Source organism: Pseudomonas fluorescens, from assembly GCF_902497875.1.
Taxonomy (GTDB): Bacteria; Pseudomonadota; Gammaproteobacteria; order Pseudomonadales; family Pseudomonadaceae; genus Aquipseudomonas; species Aquipseudomonas fluorescens_BR.
The window spans coordinates 21,875-41,048 of the sequence record NZ_CABVHY010000023.1; the positions used below are offsets into that span (position 1 = coordinate 21,875).

General features: G+C 59.3%; 22 protein-coding genes. 5 read left to right on the forward strand and 17 right to left on the reverse strand.

The genetic code is table 11. The features are described from left to right. Window positions 1–267: 267 nt before the first annotated feature. Window positions 268–5,883, reverse strand: coding sequence for a putative Ig domain-containing protein (locus F8N85_RS21720; RefSeq protein WP_150805576.1), 5,616 nt, complete (start codon window positions 5,881–5,883; stop codon window positions 268–270). 230 nt (window positions 5,884–6,113) lie between these two features. On the opposite strand from F8N85_RS21720, the gene F8N85_RS35480 reads away from it, so the two are divergent. Beyond that, the gene (locus F8N85_RS35480; RefSeq protein ID WP_263596382.1) at window positions 6,114–6,248 is read left to right on the forward strand and encodes a hypothetical protein; all 135 of its coding nucleotides are present in this window, start codon (window positions 6,114–6,116) and stop codon (window positions 6,246–6,248) included. Between the two features lie 41 nt (window positions 6,249–6,289). Here F8N85_RS35480 and F8N85_RS21725 read toward each other — a convergent pair whose 3' ends face one another. After that, window positions 6,290–6,493 (reverse strand): hypothetical protein, encoded by a 204-nt coding sequence (locus F8N85_RS21725; RefSeq protein WP_224795723.1) that lies wholly within the window; start codon window positions 6,491–6,493, stop codon window positions 6,290–6,292. A gap of 61 nt (window positions 6,494–6,554) precedes the next feature. Further along, window positions 6,555–7,775, reverse strand: a complete 1,221-nt coding sequence (locus F8N85_RS21730; RefSeq protein ID WP_224795724.1) for an RtcB family protein — start codon at window positions 7,773–7,775, stop codon at window positions 6,555–6,557. 273 nt (window positions 7,776–8,048) lie between these two features. Here F8N85_RS21730 and F8N85_RS21735 point away from each other — a divergent pair, with 273 nt between their 5' ends. After that, window positions 8,049–8,279: a hypothetical protein gene (locus tag F8N85_RS21735; RefSeq protein ID WP_150805578.1), complete on the forward strand. Its 231-nt coding sequence runs from the start codon at window positions 8,049–8,051 to the stop codon at window positions 8,277–8,279. Between the two features lie 26 nt (window positions 8,280–8,305). Here the strand turns inward: F8N85_RS21735 and F8N85_RS21740 are convergent, their stop codons facing one another. Beyond that, window positions 8,306–8,689 (reverse strand): hypothetical protein, encoded by a 384-nt coding sequence (locus F8N85_RS21740; RefSeq protein WP_150805579.1) that lies wholly within the window; start codon window positions 8,687–8,689, stop codon window positions 8,306–8,308. A 220-nt stretch (window positions 8,690–8,909) separates the two neighbouring features. On the opposite strand from F8N85_RS21740, the gene F8N85_RS21745 reads away from it, so the two are divergent. Both F8N85_RS21745 and F8N85_RS21755 read left to right on the forward strand, forming a co-directional pair. Beyond that, window positions 8,910–9,107: a hypothetical protein gene (locus F8N85_RS21745; protein ID WP_150805580.1), complete on the forward strand. Its 198-nt coding sequence runs from the start codon at window positions 8,910–8,912 to the stop codon at window positions 9,105–9,107. Between the two features lie 347 nt (window positions 9,108–9,454). Continuing rightward, window positions 9,455–9,682 (forward strand): hypothetical protein, encoded by a 228-nt coding sequence (locus F8N85_RS21755; RefSeq protein ID WP_150805706.1) that lies wholly within the window; start codon window positions 9,455–9,457, stop codon window positions 9,680–9,682. Between the two features lie 10 nt (window positions 9,683–9,692). On the opposite strand, the gene F8N85_RS21760 is transcribed toward F8N85_RS21755, so the two are convergent. The 12 genes from F8N85_RS21760 to F8N85_RS21820 form a co-directional block, all read right to left on the reverse strand. Further along, entirely contained in the window at window positions 9,693–10,031 is a 339-nt protein-coding gene (locus tag F8N85_RS21760) for a hypothetical protein (RefSeq protein WP_150805581.1), read from the reverse strand. 427 nt (window positions 10,032–10,458) lie between these two features. Further along, a complete protein-coding gene (locus F8N85_RS21765; protein WP_150805582.1) occupies window positions 10,459–11,508 on the reverse strand; it encodes a tyrosine-type recombinase/integrase in 1,050 nt (349 codons plus the stop codon). Between the two features lies 1 nt (window position 11,509). Continuing rightward, window positions 11,510–11,749, reverse strand: a complete 240-nt coding sequence (locus tag F8N85_RS21770) for a DUF4224 domain-containing protein (RefSeq protein ID WP_150805583.1) — start codon at window positions 11,747–11,749, stop codon at window positions 11,510–11,512. 45 nt (window positions 11,750–11,794) lie between these two features. Further along, window positions 11,795–12,289, reverse strand: coding sequence for a hypothetical protein (locus tag F8N85_RS21775; RefSeq protein ID WP_150805584.1), 495 nt, complete (start codon window positions 12,287–12,289; stop codon window positions 11,795–11,797). Between the two features lie 49 nt (window positions 12,290–12,338). After that, entirely contained in the window at window positions 12,339–12,566 is a 228-nt protein-coding gene (locus F8N85_RS21780; protein ID WP_150805585.1) for a hypothetical protein, read from the reverse strand. Window positions 12,567–12,612: 46 nt separating this feature from the next. Then, window positions 12,613–12,936 (reverse strand): hypothetical protein, encoded by a 324-nt coding sequence (locus F8N85_RS21785; protein ID WP_150805586.1) that lies wholly within the window; start codon window positions 12,934–12,936, stop codon window positions 12,613–12,615. Beyond that, complete coding sequence (locus F8N85_RS21790; RefSeq protein WP_150805707.1) at window positions 12,933–13,202, reverse strand: hypothetical protein; 270 nt, start codon at window positions 13,200–13,202, stop codon at window positions 12,933–12,935. The genes F8N85_RS21785 and F8N85_RS21790 overlap by 4 nt, the downstream gene beginning before the upstream one ends. Before the next feature lie 744 nt (window positions 13,203–13,946). After that, window positions 13,947–14,285: a helix-turn-helix domain-containing protein gene (locus F8N85_RS35845; RefSeq protein ID WP_150805588.1), complete on the reverse strand. Its 339-nt coding sequence runs from the start codon at window positions 14,283–14,285 to the stop codon at window positions 13,947–13,949. Window positions 14,286–14,363: 78 nt separating this feature from the next. Beyond that, entirely contained in the window at window positions 14,364–15,215 is an 852-nt protein-coding gene (locus tag F8N85_RS21805) for a hypothetical protein (RefSeq protein ID WP_150805589.1), read from the reverse strand. Then, window positions 15,215–15,676 carry a hypothetical protein gene (locus F8N85_RS21810; RefSeq protein ID WP_150805590.1) on the reverse strand — a complete coding sequence of 154 codons (462 nt, stop codon included), beginning with the start codon at window positions 15,674–15,676 and terminating at the stop codon, window positions 15,215–15,217. The genes F8N85_RS21805 and F8N85_RS21810 overlap by 1 nt, the downstream gene beginning before the upstream one ends. Then, complete coding sequence (locus F8N85_RS21815) at window positions 15,673–15,984, reverse strand: DUF4406 domain-containing protein (protein WP_150805591.1); 312 nt, start codon at window positions 15,982–15,984, stop codon at window positions 15,673–15,675. The genes F8N85_RS21810 and F8N85_RS21815 overlap by 4 nt, the downstream gene beginning before the upstream one ends. Continuing rightward, a complete protein-coding gene (locus F8N85_RS21820; RefSeq protein ID WP_150805592.1) occupies window positions 15,981–16,769 on the reverse strand; it encodes a hypothetical protein in 789 nt (262 codons plus the stop codon). The genes F8N85_RS21815 and F8N85_RS21820 overlap by 4 nt, the downstream gene beginning before the upstream one ends. Window positions 16,770–16,856: 87 nt before the next feature. Here F8N85_RS21820 and F8N85_RS21825 point away from each other — a divergent pair, with 87 nt between their 5' ends. Beyond that, window positions 16,857–17,090: a hypothetical protein gene (locus F8N85_RS21825; protein ID WP_150805593.1), complete on the forward strand. Its 234-nt coding sequence runs from the start codon at window positions 16,857–16,859 to the stop codon at window positions 17,088–17,090. Window positions 17,091–17,092: 2 nt separating this feature from the next. On the opposite strand, the gene F8N85_RS21830 is transcribed toward F8N85_RS21825, so the two are convergent. Further along, window positions 17,093–19,150 carry a DNA cytosine methyltransferase gene (locus F8N85_RS21830; RefSeq protein WP_150805594.1) on the reverse strand — a complete coding sequence of 686 codons (2,058 nt, stop codon included), beginning with the start codon at window positions 19,148–19,150 and terminating at the stop codon, window positions 17,093–17,095. Window positions 19,151–19,174: the final 24 nt, after the last annotated feature.

The window sequence follows — 19,174 nt, forward strand, 5'->3', positions numbered from 1 at the left end:
CGCCAAACTTGTCAAATAGGCGGCATCAGGTAGACCGAGCCCACCGATTCACGACTGCTTCGCCCGAGCGCGGATCGGCCGGCGGGAGCAGGCTCGTTCCCACATTTGATCTGTGTCTGTCCTCGATTTTTTGGCGCTGCAAATCCCTTGTGAGAGCGAGCCTGCTCCGGGCGGCGTTCCGACGATAGCGGTGGGTCAGTCAGCATCCATGTTGAATGTGCCGCCACCTTCGCGGGCAAGCCCTCTCCCACAGGATGTGGGCTTAACTCAGCCTGTGAAATCACTGGTGTTCAGCTCCTGGACGCCCACCAGTTCGATTTCGAACTCGGGGGTGGCGCCGGCGTTGACACTGCCGTAGAGAATGCCATCGGCAAAGCGCAGTTGGCCGGTGGCGTTGGCAGGGTCGAAGGCGTTGCTGCCGATGAAGGTGAAGGCGTCGACAGCGACGGTCAGCGGGTTGGCGTCCAGGCCGGAGAAATCCAGATGATCGCCCTCGGTGCTCTTGAAACCGTTGATCACATCGCGCAAAGCCCCGACGCCCATGTCCGACAGAGCACCAAACGCGTAGGTATCCGCGCCAGTGCCACCGGTGAGGTTGTCGGTGCCTGCACCACCGATCAGCCGGTCATCGCCCGAACCGCCCACCAGCGTATCGTTGCCCGCACCACCGTTCAGAACGTTCGCGGCGCTGTTGCCCGACAGAGTGTCGACGTAGGCGCTTCCCGTCACGTTTTCGATAAATTTAAAGGTGTCGAGCCCGGAACCCAGGGTGTTTTGTTGCGCTGACGTCGAGAGGTTTACGGTAACGCCGGACAGGGCGCGTTCAAAAGACACCGTGTCATTGCCATCGCGCCCGTCCAGCACGTTGTTGCCGGCTCCGGCAAACAGCCTGTTGTCCAACGCGTTGCCCGTGCCATTGGCGGCGCCAGTGCTATCGATATACAGATGCTCGACGTTGTTGCCGAGGGTATAGGCCGCCAGGCTGCTGTGCACGCTGTCGATCCCTCCAGGCGCCGCATTGCTGTTGGTCTCGATCACGGTGTCGTCGGCGTTGTCGACATAGTAGGTGTCGTTGCCATCGCCGCCGCTCATGCTGTCGGCCCCTGCGGCACCATCGAGCACGTTGTCGGCGGCATTGCCGGTGATGAAGTTGCGCCGCTCATTGCCGGTGCCGTCGATGTCCGACACGCTGGTGAGCACCAGGTTCTCGAGATTGGCGCCCAGGGTCCAGCTGACCGAGGCCTGCACCGTATCGATCTGCGAGGTCGAGGTGTTGGTTTCCACCACGCTGTCGAACGCGTTATCGACCACATAGATGTCGTTGCCATCGCCACCGGTCATGGTGTCGGCGCCCAGGTCGCCATCCAGCGTGTCGTTGCCCGAGCTGCCTACCAGGGTATCCGCCTGGTCGGTACCGGAAATCATCCCGCCCTGGTTCTGGGCGTTGTCGAAAATGTCCTGCACGCTGTTGTTGTCGTTGGGGTTTCCCTGGAAGCCAAGGTCATCGGCAATGTAGTCGGCCAGGCGCTGGCCAACAATCTCCGCCGACTCCTCGTGCAGGTGCCAGACGTCATCGGGATACACCAGCGGATCGACTTCGTAGCGCAAGGGCAGGTCGGTGTAGTCCACCGCCAGCTTGACGTCGGCGCGCTCGGCGGCGATGGCTTCCTGGGTGGCGCGGACATAGCCAACCCCCTCGACGATGGAGGCAATCTTCTCTTCCGAGTAACCACGGGCACGCGCCGCGTCCTGCTCGTAGTGACCGGTTTCCATCATGTACACGCTGAAGTTGCCGAACTGGGCATGCAGGTAATCAAACACCTTCAGGGTCGCGGCCTTGTAGGCCGCTGCTGCCGCTGCTTTGTCCGTGGCGCGGGCGATCTCCTGGGCGGCTTCCTCGCCCTGGCCCCAGATGATGCCCATGGTGACGTTATCGATGGATTGCAGTTCGGTGAGCTGGTCGCGCAGCAGCGTCACGGCGCGCAACAGCGCAGGCCCGGGTTGGTTGGTGTCGGTCAGCCACCAGCACAACTTGAGTTCCTCGGCGCTGAGAGTCGACAGGCCGGTGACCGTGCTGCCGCCCACCGCGATGTCGATGCCGTTGTCATCGGCATCGGTGAACTGGCTGCGCACGTCATAGGGGGTGTAGCGGTCCAGGTCGTTGACCAGCATCGAGGTGCCGGACTGATCGTCGTCCTCCGTCATGCGCAGCAGGCGCGCATTGGATTGGCCGAGGGTGGGCAGGTAGAGGATGTCCTGCTGGGCGCGCTGGCCGAACACGAAGTCGCTGGCGGTCAGGGTGTTGAGGTAGTTGCCGTTGAGGGCGATTTCGAAGCGATTGCCATCGGCGTCGGCCTCGGCGGATTTGATGTAGGTCTTGTCGCCGGCCGCATTGAGGGTCATGTACAACGTGCCATTGCTGCCATCGCCGAAGCCGAGAAAGCCCAGGCCCGAAACATCGATCTTGTCGACGCCCACGGTGAAGTCATAAATCGTGTCGGTGGCCGTGACACCGCCGGTGTCGTAGTCGCGGTAGCTGTCGAGTAAGTGGGTGTAGCGGAAGGTGTCGGCACCGTCACCGCCGTACAGTGAATCGCGTCCGGCGCCGCCGTCGACGGTATCGGCGCCAGTGCCGGCCTTGATCGTGTCGTTGCCACCGAGGCCGAGGATCAGGTCTGCACCCGCCGTGCCGTTGAGGGTTTCGGCGTTGTTGGTGCCGGTGATGGTGTTGGCGGGCGCATCGGCCACTACCAGGGCGAAGCTATCGCTGACCGATGCACCGGCCGGGTCCGTGGCCTTGACCAGCACGTTGTAATTGCCGGACGCGGTGCTGGTCGGCGTGCCGGTGAAGGTCAGGTTGGTGACATTGAAACTCAGCCACGTGGGGAGGGCGCTGCCATCGGCCAGGGTCGCGGTGTAGGTCAATACATCCTGGTTGGCGTCGGTGAAGCTGTCATGGGTCACGGTGTAGCTGAACGGCTTGCTTTCGGTGGCGTTCTGGTCGAGGAGGGGGATGGCCACCACCGGCGCTACATTGCTGGGGGGGTTCTGGTCGGCGAAGACAAAATGACTGGCCGTCAGGCTGCTCACCAAATTGCCCGCCAGCGACACTTCGAAGCGGTTGCCATTGGCGTCGACGGTGAGGTCCTTGAGGTAGGTGCGGTTGCTCGAAGCGCTGTAGGTCACTTGCAGCGTGCCGTTCAGGCCGTTGCCCAGGCCGGTGTAACCGAGCGCGGAGACATCGATCTTGTCGGCGGCCACGTCGAAATCGAGGATCTGGTCACTGACGCTGGTGGAGCTGGTGCGGTAGCTGTCGAGCTTTGAGGTGTAGCGGAATACGTCGGCACCCGCGCCGCCGGTGAGTTTGTCCACGCCGGTGCCACCGACCAGGATGTCGTTGCCCGCGCCGCCATTAAGGGTGTCGTTACCGGCACCGCCGAACAGTTGTTCGTTGGCTACGGTGCCGGTCAGCGTGTCGTTGTTCGGCGTGCCATTGATCACAATGGGTGCGGCGGGTACGTCCTGCACGGCGAGGGTAAAGCTGTCGCTGACGGTGGCGTTGCTGCCGTCGGTCGCGGTGACCTGTATGGAGTAAGTGCCCGACGCGGTGTCGCTGGGTGTGCCGCTGAACGTACGAGTGGCTGCATCGAATGTCAGCCAGCTGGGCAGGGCGCTGCCATTGGCCAGTTTAGCGGTGTAGCTGAGGCTGTCATTATCCGGATCGGTGAAGCTGGTGGCCGGCACCACGTAGCTGAACGGGTTGTTTTCGGTCGCGCTCTGATCCAGCAGCGGCGTGGCCAGCACCGGCGCCTGGTTGGTCGGTGACGACGTGGCGAAGACGAAGTTGGCGCTGGTCAGCTTGTCGAGATAGTTGCCGTCCAGTGCCACTTCGAAACGGTTGCCATTGGTGTCCGCGGTCAGGGACTTGATGTAAGTCTTGGTGCCGGCACTGTTGAGCACCAGGTACAGGGTGTTGTTATTGCCATTCCCCAGGCCGGTGAAACCCATGGCCGAGAGGTCGATCTTGTCGGCGGTGATATCGAAATCGGTGATCAGGTCGCCAAGGTTGGCACCGCCGGTGTTGTAGTTGCGGTAACTGTCCAGGCGATTGGAGAACACAAAGGTGTCCGCACCAAAGCCACCGGTGAGGGTGTCCATACCGGCGCCGCCGTCGAGCTTGTCGTCGCCCGCACCGCCACTGAGGCTGTCGTTACCCGCCAGGCCGAGCAGGGTGTCGGCCGAATCGCTACCCAGCAGCGAGTCGCTGCCGCTGGTGCCGGTGACCACACGATTGAAGATGAAATTGCTGGCGGTCAGGGTGCTGGCGAGGTTGCCCGAGAGAATCAACTCGAAGCGATTGCCGCTGGCGTCGGCATCGTAGTCCTTGATGTAGGTGCGGTCGTTGCTGGCGCTGTAACTGACCTGCAGGGTGCCGCCACGGCCATTGCCCAGGCCGGTGAAACCGAGGCCGGCGAGGTCGATCTTGTCCTGGGTGACGTCGAAGTCGGTGATGGTGTCATCGAAGCTTGCGGTTGCGTTGCGGTAACTGTCGGACTGGGCGGCGAAACGGAACGTATCGGCGCCGGTACCGCCGGTGAGTTTGTCGATGCCTGCACCACCCACCAGAATGTCGCCACCGGCTCCGCCATTGATCGTGTCGTTGCCGGCTCCACCATAGAAAATCTCGCTGGCGGCGCTGCCCAGCAGCGTGTCGTTGCCAGCCGTGCCTTGCACGGTGGTCATCGGCACCGTGGCGCTGACATAGCTGCCGTCGCCATAGACCAGCGTGGCGCCCTTGCTGGTGTGGCTGATGGTGTTGCCGATGATGGCGTTGCGATCGGTGCCGTCTTCATTGCGCTCTGCAACACCGTAGGTCGACAGGTTGCTGCCGCTGATGATGTTGCCCTGGATCGTGTTGTCGCTGCCGTTGAAGTACTTGCCGGACACGCCCAGGGTGTCGTCGTAGGACTGGAGGATGATCTCCGGTACGGGGCTGCCCAGGGAATTATTGTTAAGCGTGTTGTCGATGATCTCGACGTGGTTGCTGCCGTAGATGCGGATCCCGGCGCTGGCGTTGTCGTGGATATCGACGCCGCTGACGGTCACCTCGCTGGACAGTTTGATCAGCACCCCTTCGGCACCGTTACCGTACACCTCGCCACCGGTGATGGTGATGTTGCTGGGGGAGGGGATGTTCTCGCTGCCGCGCTGCACCACGATGCCATTGCCGCCATTGTTGTAGGCAACGTTGTTGGTGAGGGTGAAGTCGTGGGTACTGGTGACGACGTTGAAACCGTGGCGGTCATTGTCGTAGGCGATGTTGTTTTCGAAGGTGCTGTCGCTGAGGAAGTCAGCAACGAAGCCGTCCAGGCCATTGCCGTGGGATACGCTGTTCTTGATGACCATGTTGACGGTCTGCTCATGGGGGTCGAAACCGTACCCGGAGCAATCCTTGATCTCGACGCTGTCGAGGGTGACGTTGGAGTCGTAGCCTTCTTCGCCGGGAATGTAGCCATTGAACCAACCGTCGATCTTGCCCGTGGTGTGGTCGCGGTTACCGTCGATGGTGAGGTTACTGACGCCGAAGTCGTGGGTTTCCTCGCCATAGGCGGAGCGGATGACCCCCGTGATCTTGGTGTCGGAGCCGTCAGCCACCTTGACGGTGGTTGCGCCCATGCCGTCGCCATACAGGTTGACGTTGCTTTTGAGCATCAGGCAGCCGTCGGAGGGTTCCTCGCCTCCCGAAACGATATAAGTTCCGGTCGGCATGTACACCTGCCCCCCGCCTGCGGCGGCCGCCGCATCAATTGCACTTTGTATCGCCAAAGTGTCGTCAGTGATGCCATCTCCTTTGGCGCCAAAATTCTGTACATTGAAAATCATAAACATATCTCCGTGGGCTAAAACCTCGGCAGATGCCAATATTCCATCGGCGGCCACCGTGTTATGACCCAGCGGAGCGCAAAAGTTGTGACCGCATATCGGGGAAGTGTCAAAAAACCGAACTAATTGATCGGCGGTTGTGAGGTGTTTCGAAAAAACAACGTTCTGTTGACGCTTGCTCGGGTAGCGAGCAAGCCCGCTCCCACAGGTTCCGCAGCGGACTGGCAGATGTGGTTTCCGACGACGGCAGCATCAACATCGAGATCATCGGCCACTACATGGGCAAGCCCTGGGAGCAGGTGCTCGGCGAGAACTACAGCGAGAACCTGCGGGCGGCCATCGACGCCTGCACTGCCGAGGCATAGGGCCTTCGCTAAACGTGACTGTCAGAGGTTCCCGCACCGCTTCAGGCCTTCGGCGTGAATATCCGCTTTCCGCTGTAGTCGTCGATAAACCAGATCTTGCCGCGCTGATCGACTTCCATGCTGGCGTAGCGGTTGCTGACCTGGCTGTAGAAGAACCGGCGGCCGGGGTCGGCGATGATCCGGATCGCCTGGTTGACGTGTTCGGCGCGCTGCTGCTTCAGGGTGAGTTTGTTTTCTGTGGGCATGGGGTGTCCTTTCCGGGTCATGCCCTGACTGTGGAGTGATGAAGCGGGATTAAGGTGCCGGTCAGCCCTTCACGCACACGACTTGGCGCAAGGTATGAACGATCTCAATCAGATCGGCTTGAGCGGCCATCACCGCGTCGATGTCCTTGTACGCGGCCGGAGTTTCGTCGATGACGTCCTTATCCTTGCGGCATTCGATGCCCTTGGTGGCTTTGATGTGGTCCTCAACCGTGAATCGGCGGACAGCATCGCCACGGCTCATGGCCCGGCCAGCACCGTGGGAACATGAGCAGAAAGAGTCCTTGTTGCCCTTGCCGCGCACGATGAACGATCGAGCGCCCATGCTGCCGGGGATGATGCCGAGGTCGCCTTCCCGCGCACGCACCGCACCTTTGCGGGTAACCATCACGTTCTCGCCGAAGTGGTTTTCACGGGCGACATAGTTGTGGTGGCAGTTCACCGCATGCTTGCCGATGGCGAACGGCTTCAAGTGCTCGCGCAGCACGCGCAGGACCGCCTCCATCATCTGGTTCCGGTTTTCGAGGGCATATTCCTGCGCCCAGTCCAACGCCTCGAAGTAGTCGTCGAAAAGCTCCGAGCCCTCAACCAGGTAGGCCAGGTCCTTGTCTGGCAGGTTGATGAAGTGGCGACGCATATCCTCTTTGGCTTTCTCGATGAAGTACCGGCCGATGATGTTGCCAGGCCCGCGACTCCCCGAGTGCAGCATTACCCAGACGGTGTCACGTTCGTCGAGGCAAACCTCGATAAAGTGGTTGCCCCCGCCCAGGGTGCCCATCTGGGAAATCGGGCTCTTGTGGTCGATCTTTGGGTGCTTGGCGACCATCTCTGCATGGCACTCGCCAAGGCCGCGGTAGCGGGTGATCGCCGAGTTTGGCGCGACGTGCCAGCCGCCCTTGATAGCCCGGCCCGGGGTGGTGACGAAACCGTGCGGGACTGCGCGCTCAATGCTGGTTCGGATCGCCAGCAGCGAGTCAGGCAGGTCTGATGCCGTCAAGGTGGTTTCAACCGCCATCATGCCGCAGCCAATGTCCACGCCCACGGCGGCCGGAATAATGGCCGCTTTGGTTGCGATGACGCTTCCGATGGTGGCGCCCATGCCCCAGTGAACATCCGGCATGACCGCGACGTGAGAGTGTATGAAGGGCAGGCCCGACAGGTTGCGCAGTTGCTGCTTCGCCGAGTCCTCGACTGGAACGCCGCGAGTCCAGGCCTTGATCGGCTTGCCATTGCTTTCGATGAGTTCAAAACTACGTGTGGTCACGGTAGATCCTTCGCGCACTGGCGACGCGCTCGATTGGGTGTGCTTGCAAGGCCCGGGCATGGCGGGCCTGCCATGAATATATTAACTCCTACAGAATTTCGCTCATCCGCTCATATCCAGCTTCAACCCAAGGCGCAGCCATCACTCCGGTGAGGTCACAGAGAAAAATGGCAATCTTGTTTGCGTGCATAAGGGATCCTCGCCGGCTGGCGTGATTCGTTGAAGTGGGCTATTGGTTGATGACCCGGCATGTCGCTGGATCAAGGAGGAAAAATGCTCAAGAAACCAAGCAACAAGTTGATTGCGGAAGTTTCAGGCTTGACTGAGGGTGAGGTGGGAACCTACCTCTGTCAGCTGGATCAGCAGTCGAACGGTGATTGGTTGGCTTACTTCGGAAATGAGATAGAAAAAGTTTCTGCGGCATGCCAAAAACTCAACAAGGCAAAGACGGTTACGATTCCCAAGGAGTTGGCCAACAATTGGTATGACCGAGGCAATGCCTAGCTTTCAGCGCGATAGGTGAGGGTGGGTCAGGCGGCCTGCTCGACCTTCGTTGGCTTCCAGTCGGCAAACCCAACCCTTGGCGCTTTCGTCTTCGGGTTGATGATCGGCTTACCCTGGGCGTCGTTCAGAACACTCTTCGATCTTCGCATGTCGCGACACTGAATCGTCTTGCGGGTCAGATCAATGAACTGCGCAGCGTACTGCGGCGCATCAAAGAGCGGCGAGAGTTGGCGAACCGTACCCCCCATTATTTGCTTGGTCTTCTTCTCGACCCGATCCAGCCATTCAGCGAGCGGGATCGGTTCGACACCGCCTGGCGCCTTAACATTCTTGCGGGTGCCTTTGGTGCGCTTCTTGGCTTCAGCCAAGGCGACAGCGCGGGTCATACCAAACACAGCGAATGTGCTCATGTGAATCTCCAGTCAGGCGGCATAATCATATTGACGTTACGGTTTTGCGCGTACTTTTCCCATGGTGCGCAATTCACGCAACACGCACACGAATACCTGAACCCGGCCACCGCGCCGGGTTTCTTGTTTCCGCCGTTCGTCCAAAGCTCGGCACTTGCAATGCTTTGCCATATCTCATGTACAAGCACGGACATCCCGCGCATTAGAACGGAGAGCCAGCATGGACATTGACGAGAATGCCCCTGGAAACAAATCTCAACAGGGCGTAACAGGTGGCACTGATAACGAAACAGGCCATGATCCTAAGAAGAATGAGCCTGAGGTTCCGCTGCCTGCGGACGACGAAGCGCCTGTCGATGAAGAAATGGCCGATGTGGATGCCACCAACTCGGTGTCGAGCGAACATCCAAAACCCTAATTGTTTCCCAGTTTATGAGCCCGGCCACTGTGCCGGGCTTTTTCGTTTTCGGCTCCACCACACCCATCGCTCTGAGCTGGGAGAGCTGCTGGAGCTGATTCAAATCAAGTCATGCCAACGGAGTCGAGCGCATGGAGTATTTGCAGCGCCTGCTCGACAAGATCGACAGGTTTGAATTGCTGATCGCAGGATTGGTCGGCGCCGTCGTTGTCAGTTATGGCCAGCTCGACTAGAAAAACATTATCACGACCGTTGTCGCAATCCAGATACTTGCTACGAATAGAATCGTGAGGAACAGCGGGTGCTTGATCATCTTGACCTACATTTCAGCGTTCTGGGATGGCAGTGTGGAAGACGTAGTATTGGGGGCGAAAATGAAGCGCGAGGCTGACCGGTTGCTGGCGCAAATCGGGCGGGCTAACACCATGATTGTCGCAGTGAAGGCTGGTGCGCGAGCCGAAGGGTTTGTGCTGGGTCTTGAGACGGCTGGCGCACTGAGGGCTGGCGACGCCGAGTCCCTCTATCTGGCGTTCGAGTCGGCGTTTGAGCAAAGACTGAAGATTCTGGCTTCCTGAGTGCCGGCAATCACTCCTGGCGCGGATCCACGCCGCGGAGCCTGGCCACTTGATCGCGCAACTCATCTATTTCCCGCACCTGGACATTGGACGCGCTCTTGAGGTCGCGCAGTTGCTCGCGCAATTCTGCAAGCGTCGCTGCTTTCTCTTTGAGGTATTCCCTGGCTTGGTCACGGTCTTTTGTGGTCTGTGCCTGCATCTCAACCAGCTTGAAGATGTTTTCCCGAGCCGCACGAAGCTGCTGGTTGAGATTGTCGATCTCGTTTTCGAGCAGGTGCGTGTGCTGGATGCAGGTTTCGAGTGGCGTGGGGATGCCAAGCCACTCGCAGGTGTCTTCATCGGGGTTCACGTGATGCTTTCCGAATACTGTTTTTATATACAGTAATCGAGGCGGGCCGATCAGGCGAGGGTGGAGCGACGAGCTGTAGAGTCGTGGGCTTGTGTTCGGTTGGCAGGACGCCGGGGAGGGAGAAAAGCGAAAAGTTTTGTAACGGTTACCAAATAGTTTTGTAACGATCCCAAAAAGCAGTGCCGAAACCCAAACCCCAGAAACGAAAAAGCCCTGAATAATCAGGGCTTTAACGTACAAATATGGCGGAGGCGATGGGATTCGAACTCATGGACCTGTTACAGTCGACGGTTTTCAAGACCGCTATTCAAAGCCGCTGAATTCGCGGCTTGCAGAGATTTTTCGTTCCATTACTTTGGTTTTACAGCACCCCTACAGACCGCATTCTACAAGGGCTCCGCTTTGAGTTATGGAACGCTTTTTCAGGTCATTTTGACGGCCTGGCAATGGCGCCAACGCGGCGATAAACTCGCTCGGTAATGTCGCCTTTCGTGTGCCCAAGAAGCAGACTCGCTTCGCCGACATCGGAGATTTCCGAAGCAGCCTTCGGCCTGATGTCCCGGAACTGAAATCCACCGATCTTCGCTGCCAGCAGTTCGTCGCCGATCTCGGTTGCGGCCAGCTTTGCTTTCTCGCGAGCAATGTCCCAACGCTTTCTCAGCATCGTCGCGGTCATCCGCTTGCCGTGACGACTGACGATCAAATAATTCGAAACATGCCGAGCGTTGCGCTCGGTTATTTCAGCAATCAGTCGCCCCAGGCTATTCGCCTCGCCGCCAGCGGTCATCTGGATACGCAGCTTCTTGTGCGTCTTGTTTTGTTGCACGCCCAAGTATCCCCCCTCTACATCATCCTTTCGCATCACCAGGACATCTGCCGGTCGTTGCCCGGTGAGGTAGGCGAGGTCCATCGCGTCTTTCAGCTCTTGAGCTGCCTTCTTGTAAACCGCATCCCAAACCACATCATTCGCGTAATAGTCCCTCGGTGTTTCCTTGTTTTTGCGCACGCCCTGGCAGGGGTTTTCTTTGGTCGTCAGTCCCCACTCCCGCGCCATATTGAAGACATGGGAGAGAGTGGCGATCTCGCGATTTGCCCGGACCTTCGCCGTTCGCGCATCCCGATACCCGGCGATTGTTGCCGGGGTAATCGAGTCAATCGGGGCGCTGTCCAACATCGGCCGCAGTTGCTTGATCTCCGACAGATTGTCCTTCTGTGTGCGCGGTGCTTTTTTGGGGACAATGTCGCGGATGTAGCGGTCAAAAATCCCCTTCATGGTGCGCAGGTCCAGGGGTTTTTCCTTGGCTTCGAGTTCGGCCCATTTGATTCTGGCCTTGTCCAAATCCTTGCCCAGCGGTATGTCCTTGCCCAACAGGTCGCGGTAGTAATAGGCGGTCCACATTTGGCCGTTTTTGCGTTTGCGGGACCGCTGATACATCCGCGGGGGAAGGTGGTGATATTCGGTCTTGCGGGGGCGCATATCAGTTCACTCGCGAGAAATCAGGCGTCCATGCCGACGCGGTAGGTGGTTTGTGATCAACGATGGTCGGGGTGAGCATGCCCAGCTTCATGCGGGCGTACATCCGGCCAACCAGTGGCCGCTTGCCACGGCTTTCGACGAACACCCACTGGCGATCTGTCAGCCAGCGCCGCTGGTAGGCTCGGGCCTTATAGCCAGTGAGATCCGCCAGTTCTTCGTCCGAGAGAATTTCAGTTTCCATAGATATGCTCCCTGCCGCGCGTGGCGGCAGAAGGTGGGGAGGGGGTTACGCGGTGGCTTTGTCCATGGCTGCGTCAGCGATCTTCATTGCGGCCTGAGCTTCGGTTACATAAGCCGGGTCGAATCCTCCGGCCAAATGGATCGTCCCTTGGCAGGCGCGCAGGTTTTCACGGGTGATTTTCAGTGCGGCGACGAGCTCTTCGCGTAAGGCCGCTTCTTCCCGTGCAATGTCCCAGAAGCGTTGCTGCCATTGGCCGGGTGGTGGAGGGTTTCGGTTTTGCGCGCCGAACACCATTGAGCCGACGATTGAGTCGCACAGATCGCGCTTGTAGACGTTGTCGCCGTCGATGCTCAGGCCCGCTCGGCGCAGGGTGTTCAACACTTCATTGAGCTCTATGCCTTGATCCTTGAGGACGATGTCGAGCCCTGGCTTTTCAGGCGTGTAAACCACCAGCGAAAGTTTGGCCCCCGGCCATAGTTGCTCACTGATGCGAACCAGCGAGTCATTCGCGACTTCGTGAAAGCGTGCTGTTGCGGACATAGAAATGCCTCACCCGCCGTTCAACGGCAGGCTGGTAGGTGGATAGGGGTTAGCGGCGCTCGAGGTCGGTGATGACTGCCTCGACCTTCACCGGACCGATGATCTTCACGCTCTCCAGCTGATCCTTAAACAGCCGATTGAGCCGACCAATTGCGCTCTCTCTCGCCTGGTCGTGGACCTGGCCGGTAGTGCAATCAGGCCCCCAGCTTCCCAAGTTCGAAAGCTCAAGAGTGATAGTCACCTTGGCGCCGGTGGTTGTTCTTACGCGTGGTTTCATCGCCAAGGCCCCGTGTAGATGTGCCATGCCATGAAGGCGAGGGCGATTACTGGCATGTGGCGGACCTCTCTGGGTTTCCGTACCGGTCGTACTCAGGCCGCTCCGGCGGGTATGCCTCGGCAGTGCAGGCCTGATCGATGGCCGCCCGCAGGTTCTCGTTGTAGTTTTCGCCGAGAACCCGCTCCCGTGGCTTGCCCATGTAATGACCGATAATCTCGATGTTGATACTGCCGTCATCACCGCCCGGGGTAGGGCAGTCGATGAACCGAACGTCCCAGCATCCAGACTCCAGGACATCAATGCGGACCTTGTCTTGGCGCAGCGCCTCAAGCTCTGCTTGGTCGACGAGGACGAAGTTTCTTTTCTTCATGGCGTCACCTCGCGCCGAGCCCACCAGCAGACCGGGCCATCGTCGGTGTCATGGATGGCCAGGCAGAACCAGCCTTCGCCATCTGGCCGGTCAGGCTCCCAGTAGCTGCAGTCAGGGTCGTGGGATTCGAAGTAGCGGTTGGCAATCGCTTCGTCTGCATATTCAAGGCTAACCATTGCCACGGCCAGGCCCTGTTCAGCGATCCAGGCCTTGCACTTGTCGCCATCACCCTCTTCGAAATCCGGCATGTCAGGATGCTGGAACATACCGTTTTCATCGCGCCTTACCGGCCAGTGACGAATCAGGCAAAGGCGGTCGACGCGCTCGATCTCGGCCAGCAACAGCGCAGCGGCCTTCACAAGATCGCGACGCCGGTCGGCGCCGGGCTTGAACGTGTGCCGACCCCATGGCCAAGCTGTACTCATGCTGCCCGGCTTACCGGCAAGGCTCGCATATGTGGCTGCCGCTTCGGCCATCTCGCCCTTCACATACAGATCATCCCGGTACAGCGAATAGCCTTCGACTGATACCTGGCGATGGCGCTCAGCGATAACGTCTCGCGCTGCACTGTTGAGTTGGACTGCATGTTCTTCAGGCATGACTGTTCCTTTGCCGCTATAGCGGCTGACTTTGAAGGGGTAAGTAAGGGGGCATTGCGCACCGGCGGTCGGGCTGGGTGAATCATCGAGCCTGGCCACACTCCACCGTTTGAGGAGCAGTTGCTTTTCAATGGCGGTGAGCACCGCTCAGGACAACAGCAATGATTTCCATTGACGATTTCAGGTTCAAATCGCATGAGCTTCTTTTAGAGTTGGACGCCGCTACCATGGGGATGATGACGCTCGTGTCATCTCGACGTGTTACCGGGCCTGACTGGGATGGCGCGACCAAAAGACATCACGACGCATATGAGAGCTGGAATGCCTTTCTGAATGAGCCCGCTGAACAACCGGCTCATTAAGTAAGCAGCGTCATTCCGTGGCAGATCAGCTGAAGACGGGGATTACATTTCATCTAGGTGCAGCAGCTGTGAGCGTCGCGAGTGAACTAAGTAAATGTCTAATCAATGAGCTTGAATCAACTGGCATATCGCGCAGATTGCATAGAAGATTAATTTCCTCTTCATGGCCGGCGTCCAAATAGATTGGTGCCCGAGTACCAGTCAAAACGAATACAACATCTATGCCTGCTCCTGACGCGAGCGACAGGTAAGTGGCTGTCGGCCGCCGCTTACCATTTTCGTAGTTGCCCTGAGCGTTTTCGGCGACATCACATAGATTGGCGAGTGCGTGCTGGGAGAACTCAAGCCTCTTTCGTTCCTCACGCAAGCGTTGCCCGATTATTTTCATCTAGAACCTTCTCTTGCTCTGTCTGGTCGGCCGAGCAGTTACTATCGAGATGTATTCTCGACGCATCCTCTTTTAATTCTAGTTGGTAGTGGAGGCTAGGGCGGAAAGTTTACGTAAGGTATCAGCTGATTTCTCGCAGCCCACCTGTGCGAGCTCTTGGTCTGTTTTCAATTCGTCGATGGCATTCTGTCGCCAGTTCGCGGCGTCGCGCAGGTAGTGCCCGAGCATCCAGTGGATCGTCACGGCCTGCTCGTCTTCTGCTTTTTTCGCGATCGTGTGGCCCATCTGGCGCAGTGCCTGGGCGTAGGTGATGCACTGAAAGCACATCATGCCCAAGATTTCGCGCAACTCGTTGGTCAGTTCCGGCACCACCGTCTGCCCACCCCTGAATCCGTCGGCCGCAGCGGTGGTCATGTCGATGGCGGTGTAGTGGGCGGGCCGCTCGGTGTAGACAGCAACCCACTTGAAGCGCTCGTCAGACTCATCGCCGCCAGTGTTGGAGATTATGACCTCCTGATCCCAGTCGATAATTCCATTCTTGTGTAGGACGTACGCTGACGGCTCGCTCTGGTGCTGGAGCGGTGCGGCTTTCTTCAGTGCGTTGAAGAACTTATGGGCACGCTGCGAATTGTAGAGGTCAGCAGATTTCTGCGCCTCATCCTCGGAGGAGTAGACGACATTCCCTGGGTGAACCTGAAAGAACCCTGCTTGCTCGCCAAACGTCGTTGGCCTGACGACGTAATAGGGCTTCTTCAGTTCGGGTAATACGGCCGCCTGCTGGGGCTGATGCTCGGCGGCTGGCGCGGCAGCAATCACCGCCTCCCAAATCTCGAAAGCACCACCACCGCACACCGCTGCCCTGGATCCGATGGCCTCGGCCATTTCATCGGTCAATTCGCGGGGTACGCTGACCATTTCGTTATTGTTCATCAGTCAGCATCCTTGTTCCGGTAGAACGATTCGCCGCGAGGATAGCCGCGAGATACATATTCCGGCTCGCCCTGGTGCTTGGCGGCTACCATTTCGTTGAGTGCACCAACATGGTTGGCGGCCTTGTCACCTTCATCAGTGAGGGAGAGATCGGCCGCGATCTTCATGAAGTCGCGCATCTCGTCCATGATCTGGTCGTTCTCCCGATCATTTGGCTCAATGTCTTCATGAAAGTCGATTTCCGCCTCGATGTTCTTGATGAGCCGGTCGATCAGGCTGGTTGCGGTGTCGAGCCGCTGGTCCGTATTGTTCAGGCGCAGTTGCAAGGCGGCTTCCCGTCGCTCTGCCGCGATGCAGCGCTCGGCAGCATCGAGAAAGAAGCGCGTCGCTTCGTCGAAGTCCCTTGCGTAGACGTACTCGCCTGCCGCCCCTTTGAATTGGTACCGCTTCACTCCGCTCATCCTGCAATCTCCATCACCAGATCTTGTGCGTTCACAACCTTCATCCCGAGGCGTTGCGCAATCGTCACTTCGAGGAAGGCTCCTTCGGAGTTGAGCCAGCCGAGGAGCATGGCCACCGTGTCGCAGTCCATCAGGGCAACGATGTCGCGGCGCATGCATTCGTCCCACGTTCCGCCGTCCGGGTTGATCTCGGCGGGGTTTACCACCTGGTGGCCAGCGGCGCGGAGGCGGGCGGTCATCGCGTGGAAGGCCGGGAAGTTCAGATCAGGGAGGTTGCTCATGGGGCCGCTGAGATAGAGGCGCTTCATGCCGCCACCTGCTCGGGCTGCCGGAAGACGGGAAGGGCGCCGGCGTGTTCTCGCACGGCCTGCATACCCTCGGCGTCGTAACCCCAGATGTTGCTGTCATCGAACCGTTCAGGCCCGAGATAGCCGCGGTGCAGAGGCTCCCCGGTGCAAATGTAATCGCGGAAGGCTTCGACCAGGCTGCGCAGCGTCCCGCCGTGGCTGAAGCCGCGCCACCGGCCACCCCACACCGTTTTATGGGTGAAGACACGCTTGCCGCTGTAGTCGTCGATGAGCCAGACCTTGCCACGGGCATCGACTTCCATGCTGGCGTATCGATTCACTGCCTGGCTGTAGAAGAACCGACGACCGTGGCCGGCGATGATCCGGATCGCCTGGTTAACCTCCTCGCACCGCCTGCGCTTCATCCACATGCTGTTTTCCGAATAGCGGGATCCGCGATACTCGGGCTTCGGCTCGTAACCGGTGGGGCGGATGACGCAGGCCAGTAGCTGGCTCCAGGTATCGGCGTTGTTCGGCAGGCAAACTCCAAATTCCTTGGTGTCGTACTCGACTTCACAGGAAAGCCGCTCCACCAGGTCAGCAGGGACCGCGATGTTTGAGCAGCCGCTGTTGTAGTAGCCCAGATGCTCCAGCACCCGGGCCTCTTCATAAACGCCGGCGCTGGAAAGCTTCCAGCAGTAGCCACTGTCGTCTGCTCGCCAGAGCGTGATTGCCTTATGGCGGCGGTGGGTGTGCTTCAGGCTCAGCACGATGAACGTGCTCGCCGATATGTTTTCTGTGGGCATGGGGCGTCCTATGCCGGGTCATGCCCGGGCTGTGGAGAGTGGCGAGGGATCAGCTACAGTTGAGCGACAAACAGATGGAGGTGGGATATGGAATGTTTTATCTGTTCAACCGAATCAAACGAGGTGCCATCGGCTGGCGACTACAAGCAACTCGCCTGTCCTGAGTGTGGTGAATACAGGCTCTCAGGGACGGCGATCGCGCTTTTCAAAGAGCACAACTGGAAATTCAATATTGAAGAGACGAGGCGCTGGCTTGCATCACAGCGAAGCGGCGGCACGATTCCATTAATCAGTTCGGAAAGGGCCGCAACTTTGATTTGATCTCAAGCCGCCTCAGCTTGGCGCTCAGCAACTCGCCATGGATCGTTGGCCCGTGCCAGTGCAGCCATCGGCGGAGGGCTGACGCTGTTCCCGCACATGTGGACCTGCTGAGTCTTTGTGAATGGCTTGCCGTCGGCGCCGTGGCTGATGATGTAGTCGGCCGGGAAGCCCTGGGCTTTGTACAGCTCGACCGGCTGCAGCATGCGCAGGCAGATATCGACGATCACATAGGGCGTGCCCTTGATCGTCACAGTTACCAGGGCCAATCGGTCCTTGGTGGTGATCGTTGGTGCGGGGTCGCCGGCGCTGCTCACGTTCTCGGTGCCGTAGTAGCTGATCAGGAATGCCGCCACTCGCAGCGCCCCGGCTTCAACTTCTGGCGAAAGGTGCAGTTCAACCAGCGAACTCTTTCCACCGCCCCCCGCCGTGATGGTTGGCGCTGGCTCATCAACTGCTTGGCCAACGCTGGCGCCGAACTGGCGTTCCATGAATGCGGTCACCAGGCCGTGATGTGTACCGCCCGCGCTGATGGTGTGCAGTGGGTCGGTGGCATCCCGCGCGTCACAGTTGCCGCGCAAATGCACCAGATTGGCGGTGACCAGCTGCTGCTGGCTGCCGGTGTTGGTCACTGTGGTCATGGGGTCGGCGACGCTTTTGTCGTCAGTGGCATTGAAGCCGCCGTTCATCTGGGCCATGAACACAGTGGAGATGCCCATGGCGTGGGCGGCCCCGGCAGGGCGCTGGTAGTTACCGCCGCTGGTGATGGTCGGCAGCGGTTCGTTCAGTGCTTTCCCTTCATCTGTAAACCGGAACTTCACCAGATGCGCTGCGGCGAGAGCGTGTTTCACTCCACCGGCAACCACTGTGCCCAACGGCTGATCCAGTCCAGGCACTCGCGGCTCTTGTCCCGTGCGTTCGCCATAACCGGTTTGAATAAGGGTCGGGCTGATTAGCGTCAGTTCGCCGCGGTTGGCGCAGGTCACTGTCGGCAGCGGGGCGTGTGGATCGTTCACCCGGTCGCTACCCTGGTGCGTGGCTGGCGCGATTATCGGGCTGGCCATGGCGAAAGAACCACCGCGCGGCCAGGAGGTAACGGTGCGCAGCGGCTCATGGGCAGACTGGACGCTTTCGCCCGACCAGTTCGCGATCGGAACAATGAAAGGGTCGGCGGCATCAATGACAAATTTTTTCATCCCCTTGGCAACGCGGCGCAAGGTGGCTGGAGCCAGGTCCTTCTTGCGGCCGAAGATGCTTTTGCTCGGAATGGTCCAATCAATGCACTCGGCGGCGGTGCGCCACTTCTTTTGACCCTTGACCGGGTGTTTGGCGTGGGTTGGCGTAGGCCAGACAATCGGCTGGTCGTCGCAGCGAGCGATCATGAACAGGCGCTCGCGGCTGGTGGGCGCGCCGAAGTCACAAGCCTTGATGACTCGCCACTCTACTGCGTAGCCCATGCCCTCAAGCAGCTCGACGAACCGCTTCCACGTCTGCCCGCGGCGCTTCTGGTTCGGTACCAGGAATTGCTGGTCGACCGGTACAACCTCGCCTGGTCCCGCAATCGCACCGCCGAGCTTCACCACGCGGCCGGTGGCCTTGTCGCGTTTGGCGATCAGCGGGCCCCACTGAAGTATTTGCTTCACGTTCTCCAAGCTGATGACCCTGGGCTTCTTCTTGCCGCCCCACTTCAGGCCGATCCACGACAGGTTCCGAATCTCGCGCTTGCGAGGCTGGCCGCCGGCAGCCTGGCTGTGATGCGTGCAATCCGGCGACATGTGGAACCAGCCAACGGCCTTGCCACCGCACTCCGTATCCGGATCACCGTCGAACACGTCGGTGGTGTAGTGCACGGCGCCCGGGTGATTGACGGTGTGCATGCTGATCGCATTGGCGCTGTGGTTCTTCGCGACATTCACCGCGCGGCCCAGGCCCATCTCCAGCCCGGTACCGGCGCCGCCGCCACCACAGAAGAAGTCGACAACGATTTCTTCGTCCTGAGTGTTGAAGCCAAGTCCGTATTGAGTTTTGAAATCGAAGGGGTGTTTCTTCTGGTGAGCGGACATAGAGGATCCTTGCCGGGTATATTC

What these genes read in the sequence shown, in the direction of transcription:
- F8N85_RS21720 (WP_150805576.1), bottom strand. Translation starts at nt 5,883, where the DNA reads ATGATTTTCAATGTACAGAATTTTGGCGCCAAAGGAGATGGCATCACT.
- F8N85_RS21725 (WP_224795723.1), bottom strand. Translation starts at nt 6,493, where the DNA reads ATGCCCACAGAAAACAAACTCACCCTGAAGCAGCAGCGCGCCGAACAC.
- F8N85_RS21735 (WP_150805578.1), top strand. Translation starts at nt 8,049, where the DNA reads ATGCTCAAGAAACCAAGCAACAAGTTGATTGCGGAAGTTTCAGGCTTG.
- F8N85_RS21740 (WP_150805579.1), bottom strand. Translation starts at nt 8,689, where the DNA reads ATGAGCACATTCGCTGTGTTTGGTATGACCCGCGCTGTCGCCTTGGCT.
- F8N85_RS21745 (WP_150805580.1), top strand. Translation starts at nt 8,910, where the DNA reads ATGGACATTGACGAGAATGCCCCTGGAAACAAATCTCAACAGGGCGTA.
- F8N85_RS21765 (WP_150805582.1), bottom strand. Translation starts at nt 11,508, where the DNA reads ATGCGCCCCCGCAAGACCGAATATCACCACCTTCCCCCGCGGATGTAT.
- F8N85_RS21770 (WP_150805583.1), bottom strand. Translation starts at nt 11,749, where the DNA reads ATGGAAACTGAAATTCTCTCGGACGAAGAACTGGCGGATCTCACTGGC.
- F8N85_RS21775 (WP_150805584.1), bottom strand. Translation starts at nt 12,289, where the DNA reads ATGTCCGCAACAGCACGCTTTCACGAAGTCGCGAATGACTCGCTGGTT.
- F8N85_RS21780 (WP_150805585.1), bottom strand. Translation starts at nt 12,566, where the DNA reads ATGAAACCACGCGTAAGAACAACCACCGGCGCCAAGGTGACTATCACT.
- F8N85_RS21785 (WP_150805586.1), bottom strand. Translation starts at nt 12,936, where the DNA reads ATGAAGAAAAGAAACTTCGTCCTCGTCGACCAAGCAGAGCTTGAGGCG.
- F8N85_RS21790 (WP_150805707.1), bottom strand. Translation starts at nt 13,202, where the DNA reads ATGTTCCAGCATCCTGACATGCCGGATTTCGAAGAGGGTGATGGCGAC.
- F8N85_RS35845 (WP_150805588.1), bottom strand. Translation starts at nt 14,285, where the DNA reads ATGAAAATAATCGGGCAACGCTTGCGTGAGGAACGAAAGAGGCTTGAG.
- F8N85_RS21805 (WP_150805589.1), bottom strand. Translation starts at nt 15,215, where the DNA reads ATGAACAATAACGAAATGGTCAGCGTACCCCGCGAATTGACCGATGAA.
- F8N85_RS21810 (WP_150805590.1), bottom strand. Translation starts at nt 15,676, where the DNA reads ATGAGCGGAGTGAAGCGGTACCAATTCAAAGGGGCGGCAGGCGAGTAC.
- F8N85_RS21815 (WP_150805591.1), bottom strand. Translation starts at nt 15,984, where the DNA reads ATGAAGCGCCTCTATCTCAGCGGCCCCATGAGCAACCTCCCTGATCTG.
- F8N85_RS21820 (WP_150805592.1), bottom strand. Translation starts at nt 16,769, where the DNA reads ATGCCCACAGAAAACATATCGGCGAGCACGTTCATCGTGCTGAGCCTG.
- F8N85_RS21825 (WP_150805593.1), top strand. Translation starts at nt 16,857, where the DNA reads ATGGAATGTTTTATCTGTTCAACCGAATCAAACGAGGTGCCATCGGCT.
- F8N85_RS21830 (WP_150805594.1), bottom strand. Translation starts at nt 19,150, where the DNA reads ATGTCCGCTCACCAGAAGAAACACCCCTTCGATTTCAAAACTCAATAC.